We start from the raw sequence: 6699 nt of genomic DNA, 5'->3' as shown, positions 1-6699 counted from the left end.
GCTAAAAATCTTGCGGGATTGGTGTGGAATTTAGGGCTAATCTAGTACAGCCCCTACTTTAGGCTACCTGAAGGTGGGAAGCCCCTTCCAGGTAGCCTAAAATATTTAAATGATTAGCAGTCCGCTTCTCCTCTATTAGGATAGAACGGCATATTCATCATAAGTGCTAATCACTATATTGCAAGCCTGTTATAGCCTCTTTAATTGGCATCGTCTTTCACAAACACGCGAATATAGTCAATCTCAGTCTGAGCAAAACGCAAGTCAGCAGCAGGATAACCCACGCCTCCCAAACTGCCGCCCACACCGCCTGTATACATGATGTTCCATGCCCGATGGGTACGGCCTTGCACTTTTGCATCAGTAATGAACCTGTTGTACAAGCCTGCACCATTTGCGTCGGTTCGGAATGTTTTGGTTACTACACCGTCAATCATAAACGTAATGATGGCTTCATCGGGCGTAGGAGCAGGTTCAACTATAAGGCTATACACATGATATGTCCCAGAAATATTGCTTACATGAACCGTATGGTTGCGTTCAGGCACATTTTTCCGTACCTGACCCAATTTATTATCCCAGAAGTGATTACTTTGTGTGGCCTGGTCTTTGCCATTAGCTTCAGCAAACAATTCATACATATCCAACTCTGCCACGCTTGCACCTTCATAAGATGTGAGCCACAAACCATGCCACAAGCCTACGTCATTGGCAGCTTTCGCCCGAACATCTACACGCAGATACAAGGGGTAATATACATCGGCATCACGGGATGTGAACGCACCAGACCACCAACCAAGATATCCGTTGGTTTGTTCACCGTCTGTACGCGGTACAGATACCAGCTTCAAGCTACCGTTTGACACGGTAATCTGTTCAGGGCGGTAAGTCTGAATCATCCCTTGTGGTTGGCCAAATTTTGCATAATAGGTTTTAGATACACCTTTAGGTGAGCCATAAGCAAACCATTTGTTGCTATCTAGCTGATTGCCATTGAACTCATCTCCACCATAATACCTCCAACCCGTCGGTGCAGGAATATTGGCAGCAGCATCAGCAGGTGTCGGCGTGGGTGTGGGTGTCGGTGCCGGTGTGGATATCGGTTTCGGATTAGTGGTAGGTGTGGGTGTCGGTGCCGGTGTGGATATCGGTTTCGGATTAGTGGTAGGCGCGGGCGTGGTAGCAGGCACGGGTACAGACTGGGAGGCAGGAGGTTGGGTATCAGATTTTTTCTTGCAGCCTACTAGAGCAAAGGTACACAAAACAGCAACAAGCAGAGGTTTATGAGACATAATGAATCCTCAAGAATTATAAAAATAGATTAAGTAAACATTTCTCAGACTAAACTGATGATCTGAAAATATAAACATGGCAACCCATGCACAATCAATTATAATGAAAACAAATAGACAAGTAAATTCACATGCATACACACTAAATATCCATGCAATGGCATTTCCGCTTCTCTGATATGTAGGAAATCGTCGCGTTGGTTACATCACACGAATCTAAGGCTACCTGAAAACCAAAAAATCGGTTTTCAGGTAGCCTTTACTATGCTTTCAAATAATTACTGCTTCATCGCATTCACCAGCGCATTCACGTTGTAGCGGAACATCTGCTCATAAGTGGCAGCGGAAGCGCCGCGGCTCAGAGCGTCGGAATAGAGCTTGCCGTTTACACGGATGCCGGTTTCACGCGAGATGCGTTCCACCATGCGCGAATCTTTGATGTTTTCACTAAACGCGGCGCGGATGCCCTGGCTGCGGATTTGGCGGATGAGGGCGGAAACCTGGCGGGCGGAAGGCTCGGCTTCGGTGCTCACGCCTTGCGGGGCGATGAATTCGATGCGGTAGCGTTTGCCCATGTAGTTGAAGGCATCGTGCCCGGTGAGCACTTTGCGCCGTGCCTGCGGCACGCTGTTGAATTGGGTTTGCGCCCATTGGTGCATGGCGTCGAGGCGGGCTTGGTAGCCGCTCAAGCGCTGCTGATAATACGCGCGGCCTTGCGGATCGACTTTAATCAGCGCGTCGGCCACGTTTTGGGCGTAGGTTTTCATCAGCACCGGGTCGTTCCACACGTGCGGGTCGAATTCGCCGTGATGATGGTGGCCGTGGTCATGACCGTGGCCGTGGTGGTCATGGTCGTGATCATCATCGTCGTGGTCTTCGGCCTTCATCGGCTGGATGTTTTTAGTGGCCTCGGCAAACGGCACGCCGCTTTGGCGGATGCCGCGCATCACCGCAGCCTGCTCAAAGCCCAAACCGTTCACCAACACCAGCTTGGCATTGCGGATGCGCTGCATATCGCGGCTGGTAAGATTGTAGGCATGCGCGTCTTGGTCGGGGCCGACCAGGTTGCTCACGTTCACGCGCTCGCCGCCCACCTGCTTGGCCACATCGCCCAAAATGCTGAAGCTCGACACCACTTCCACCGGCGCGGCATACAGGCTGCCGGAAAACAGCGCGGCAATCAGGCCGAGTTTCCAATGTTTCAAATTCATCTTTTACTCCTTATGTTTGTTTGTCATGTGAGCCTTCCGGCTCGTCCGTGGGGCTACCTGAAAGATTTCAGGTAGCCTTTTTACTAATGTGCGAATTTCAAAACAGAAAATTCACCACAAACGTACAATGCAGCGCCCCCTGCTGGCACAGCCGAACGGAGCGCGGTTTTTTGGGGAATAAGGGCTTGCATGCCCGAAGCGGCGCAGCTGCAAGTTGCGAGCCCGCCCGAAAAATCGTGCGAAGTGAGGGAAGTTTGGCAAAGCCAAACCTGTGCCCGCAGTCGCCTTTCTTTGCTTTCTTTCTTTGGCGAAGCAAAGAAAGAAAGTGCCCCGCGCCGGCATGAGGCGCAAAGGTGAACAAAATGGAATGGTGAGGCTACCTGAAAAATAATTTGTCTCGAAATCCAAAATATCGCTGCTAAAACTATCTGAACTAAAGGTTTAGTTTCGCAGAGCATTTTCAGGCAGCCTTCAAGCTGCTAGCTGCTAGCAGCTACGCCCGCAAATGCCTGCCGCGCCACCATTTAGGCAGCATCCCGCCCTCGCGCCCGATAAACAGCGACACGGCATACACGCCGCCCAGGCACAAAATAATCGCCGGGCCGGAAGGGATATCCACATGGTAGGAAAACAGCAGGCCGCAGAAGCTGCAGGCGAGTGCAATCAGCACCGCGAGTGCAATCAGCCCGCCCATGCTGCGCGACCACAGCCGCGCGGTAATCGCCGGCAGCATCATCACGCCCACCGACATCAGTGTGCCGATAGCCTGAAAGCCGGCCACCAAATTCAGCACCACCAGCATCAGAAACAGCACATGCCACAGCCCGCCGCGCCCGTTTACCGCGCGCAGAAACAGCGGATCGATGCTCTCCAGCATCAGCGGGCGGTAGATCAGCGCCAGCGCCAACACCGATACCGCGCTCACGCACAGCACCAAAATCAGCGAAGGCGTATCCACCGCCAGCACCGAACCAAACAAGAGATGCAGCAAATCCACATTGCTGCCGTAGCTGCTCACCAGCACCACGCCCAAGGCCAGGCTGGCCAGATAAAACGCGGCAAAATTTGCGTCTTCCTTCAAATTGGTGTGGCGGCTCACCAAGCCGGCGAGCAGCGCCATCGCCAGCCCGGCGGCAAAACCGCCCAGGCTCATGGCGGGCAGGCTGAGCGAACCGGCGGCAATATAGCCCGCCGCCGCGCCGGGCAGCACTGCGTGGCCGAGCGCATCGCCCACCAGGCTCATGCGCCGCATCACCAAAAACACGCCCACCGGCGCCGCGCCCACGGCCAGAAACAGCACGGAGGCAAGGGCATAGCGCATAAAATCGTCGGCAAAGGGTTCGATCAGGAGCTGGGAAAGAGTCATGGCGTGTGCTTATTCGGTTAGTATAGTGAATTAAATTTAAACCAGTACAGCGTTGGCTCGCCTTGCCGTACTATTTGTACTGTCTGCGGCTCGCCGCCTTATCCTGATTTAAATTTAATCCACTATAGATTAGGTTTTATTGTTTAGTTTCTTGGAAACTCATGCTTTCAGGTAGCCTGTTGGGCAGGCGGATGGCCGTTGGCAATGATTACGCCTTCGCCCACGGCGGTGCCGCCTTCCATAATCCAAAATTCCGTGCCGGGGCGTAGGGCGGAATAATCCACGCGGTCGGGGTAGAGGTAATCCAGCCTGGCTTGCAGCGGCTCGTCGAATCGGGTGTGCTCGAACGCGGCAAACACGATGCCGAGCAATTCGCGGCTGCCTTTGGGCGCGAAGTGCGGGCGGTAGCCTTCGGCGGGGAAGTGCGTGCGACTGCGGATGCGCTGCGGGAACGCTTCAACGGGAAAATCTTCGCTGCGGTTTCGAAAGAAAATAACGGTGGCGGCAAACATGGCGTTCAGGCTACCTGAAAACTCAAGCCGCGCACCATTCGCGCGGTTCGGTGCGGTGCATGGCTTCGGCAGCCTGTTTCAGGTAGCCTTCGGTGAGCACGTCGGCAGTGGCGCCGCTGACGATTTTTTCGCGGGCAATCAGGAAGGTGTAGGGGAAGTAGGCGCGCACCTGCTCATAATCGTGCAACACGGCAATCACGGCACGGCCTTCGTTTTGGTGGCATTGGCGCAATACTTCCAACAATTCATACGTGGTGCGCGCGTCCACGGCGTTGAAGGGCTCGTCCAGCAGCAGGAATTTGGCGTCTTGCACCAGCATGCGGGCAAACAGCACGCGCTGGAATTGGCCGTTGGAAAGCTGGCCGATGCTCCGGCGGGCAAAATCGGCCATGCCCACGCGCTCGAGTGCGGCGTGCACCCGTTCGCGTTGTGCGGGTTTGGTGCCGCCGAAAAAGCCGATTTCATACCACAAACCCATGGCGGCCAGCTCATATACGGAAATCGGCTGGCTGCGGTCGATATCGGATTGCTGGGGCAAATAAGCGATGTCGCGGCGGGCGATGCCTTGCCATTGCACGCTGCCGGTGCTGGTTCTCAACAGCCCCATGATGGCTTTGAGCAGGGTGGATTTGCCGGCGCCATTAGGCCCGAATACCGCCCACATGCTGCCCGGCGCAAATTCGCCGCAAATATGGTGCACGGCGGGATGGCGGCGATAACTCACAGTGAGGTTGTCGAACACGATGCTCATAGTGCGGCGCCCGTCCAAGCGAACACGCCCAGCATCAGGGCAATAAGCGATACGGCCAAAAGCAAACGGCTGCCGGCGCCGCGAAGTAACCAAGAGTGCATAGTGTGTGCTGAATGTTATGTTGTAACGGGCGGCATGATACTCTATAACATGCGCTTTTTCCATAGCCGGAAGGCTACCTGAAAAGCAGGCAGAAAATGCCGCTGCGTTAATTTAGCGCCGACAAAGTGCCAATTTGTTGGCAATATTGAAAAATACTTGCCGCACAACACAGTTGCCCCAACCACGCCGCCGCGCCGTTTCCCCAGCACAAGGTATGAAGGAGCCAAGCGTTTGGCTATAATGATTAGATTGCTTGCGCCTACTTACCCTCCCCTCCCCGCCCACCAAGGAATAACAATGAAGAAACTGCTCCTGCTCGCCATTTGCGCCGGCCTGCTCGCTGCCTGCGGCGGCCAAGCCCAACGCGAGGCCTCCGCCCCCGAAGGCGATAACGCCAACCTGCTCAACCTCTACAACTGGGCAGATTATGTCGACCCCGCCACCCTCACCGCCTTCACCGAGAAAACCGGCATCACTATCCGCTCCGCCTACTACGACAACAACGAAACCCTCGAAGCCAAAATGCTCAGCGGCAGCAGCGGCTACGATTTGGTGGTGCCCTCCATTTCCAACGTAGGCCGCCAAATCCAAGCCGGTGCCTACCAGCCCATCGACAAAAGCCAAATCCCCAACTACAGCAATCTCGACCCGCACCTGCTCAAGCTGATGGAGCAAGTGGACCCCGGCAACAAATACGCCGTACCCTATTTCTGGGGCATCAACACGCTGGCCATCAACACCCAAATGGTGCAAAAAGCCCTAGGCGATAAACCCATGCCCGAAAACGTGTGGGATTTGGTGTTCAATCCCGAATACACCGCCAAGCTCAAATCCTGCGGCATTTCCTATTTCGACAGTCCGCTCGAACAATACCCTTTGGCGCTCAACTATTTAGGCAAAGACCCCAACAGCACCAAGCCTGAAGACCTGCAAGCGGCCACCGACATGATGCGTGCCGTGCGCAAAGACATCCGCATCTTCACCGCCTCCACCTACATCAACGACCTCGCTGCCGGCAACCTGTGCGTGGCCGTGGGCTACGGCGGCGATTTGAACATCGCCCGCAACCGGGCCATCGAAGCCGGCAACGGCATCGATATCCAAGTGCTCGTGCCTAAAAACGGCCTGGCGGTGTGGATCGACTCCCTGATGATTCCCAAAGACGCGCACCACCACGCCAACGCCCTCAAATACATCAACTACACCCTCGACCCCAAAGTGGCCGCCGCCAACGGCAGCTTCGTTACCTATGCCCCCGCCAGCCAGCCGGCCCGCGCGCTGATGCCCGAGGCATACCGCAACAACGAATCCATCTTCCCCAGCGAGGAAGCCATGGCCAACAGCTTCGTTATCCTGCCCAAAGACCCGCACACCAGCCGCCTGATGACCCAGCTTTATCAACGGCTGATGGCGATCAAATAACGACAAGGCCAGCAAACCACAAAAGGCTACCTGAAAATTTCAG

The 6699-nt window shown here is 54.9% G+C and carries 6 protein-coding genes and 1 pseudogene; 1 reads left to right on the top strand and 6 read right to left on the bottom strand.

Features of this window, described 5'->3' with window-relative positions; genetic code table 11:
* Nucleotides 1-200: 200 nt before the first annotated feature.
* The 6 genes and pseudogenes from ACO6EE_RS01970 to ACO6EE_RS01945 form a co-directional block, all read right to left on the bottom strand.
* Nucleotides 201-1292, bottom strand: a complete 1092-nt coding sequence (locus ACO6EE_RS01970; protein WP_485958844.1) for a glycoside hydrolase family 16 protein — start codon at nucleotides 1290-1292, stop codon at nucleotides 201-203.
* Between the two features lie 278 nt (nucleotides 1293-1570).
* Complete coding sequence (locus tag ACO6EE_RS01965; protein WP_485958850.1) at nucleotides 1571-2497, bottom strand: metal ABC transporter solute-binding protein, Zn/Mn family; 927 nt, start codon at nucleotides 2495-2497, stop codon at nucleotides 1571-1573.
* A 499-nt stretch (nucleotides 2498-2996) separates the two neighbouring features.
* On the bottom strand, nucleotides 2997-3869 hold the full coding sequence (locus ACO6EE_RS01960) for a metal ABC transporter permease (RefSeq protein ID WP_485958842.1): 873 nt from the start codon (nucleotides 3867-3869) through the stop codon (nucleotides 2997-2999).
* A gap of 20 nt (nucleotides 3870-3889) precedes the next feature.
* A pseudogene (locus tag ACO6EE_RS01955) lies at nucleotides 3890-3996 on the bottom strand (IS5/IS1182 family transposase); the annotation flags it as partial.
* Nucleotides 3997-4036: 40 nt separating this feature from the next.
* Nucleotides 4037-4381: a hypothetical protein gene (locus ACO6EE_RS01950; RefSeq protein ID WP_485958841.1), complete on the bottom strand. Its 345-nt coding sequence runs from the start codon at nucleotides 4379-4381 to the stop codon at nucleotides 4037-4039.
* Between the two features lie 22 nt (nucleotides 4382-4403).
* Nucleotides 4404-5132: a metal ABC transporter ATP-binding protein gene (locus ACO6EE_RS01945; RefSeq protein ID WP_485958840.1), complete on the bottom strand. Its 729-nt coding sequence runs from the start codon at nucleotides 5130-5132 to the stop codon at nucleotides 4404-4406.
* A 399-nt stretch (nucleotides 5133-5531) separates the two neighbouring features.
* Between ACO6EE_RS01945 and ACO6EE_RS01940 the strand changes: the two genes are divergently transcribed.
* Nucleotides 5532-6656 carry a polyamine ABC transporter substrate-binding protein gene (locus tag ACO6EE_RS01940; RefSeq protein WP_485958838.1) on the top strand — a complete coding sequence of 375 codons (1125 nt, stop codon included), beginning with the start codon at nucleotides 5532-5534 and terminating at the stop codon, nucleotides 6654-6656.
* Nucleotides 6657-6699 lie beyond the last annotated feature (43 nt).

The organism is Eikenella sp. (assembly GCF_057315495.1).
Note: the sequence above shows the minus strand (reverse complement) of the source record. Positions and strands in the feature narration are given on the sequence as shown.

Excerpts from the sequence above, each read along its gene's own strand:
- ACO6EE_RS01970 (WP_485958844.1), bottom strand. The coding sequence starts at position 1,292 with ATGTCTCATAAACCTCTGCTTGTTGCTGTTTTGTGTACCTTTGCTCTA.
- ACO6EE_RS01940 (WP_485958838.1), top strand. The coding sequence starts at position 5,532 with ATGAAGAAACTGCTCCTGCTCGCCATTTGCGCCGGCCTGCTCGCTGCC.
- ACO6EE_RS01960 (WP_485958842.1), bottom strand. The coding sequence starts at position 3,869 with ATGACTCTTTCCCAGCTCCTGATCGAACCCTTTGCCGACGATTTTATG.
- ACO6EE_RS01950 (WP_485958841.1), bottom strand. The coding sequence starts at position 4,381 with ATGTTTGCCGCCACCGTTATTTTCTTTCGAAACCGCAGCGAAGATTTT.
- ACO6EE_RS01945 (WP_485958840.1), bottom strand. The coding sequence starts at position 5,132 with ATGAGCATCGTGTTCGACAACCTCACTGTGAGTTATCGCCGCCATCCC.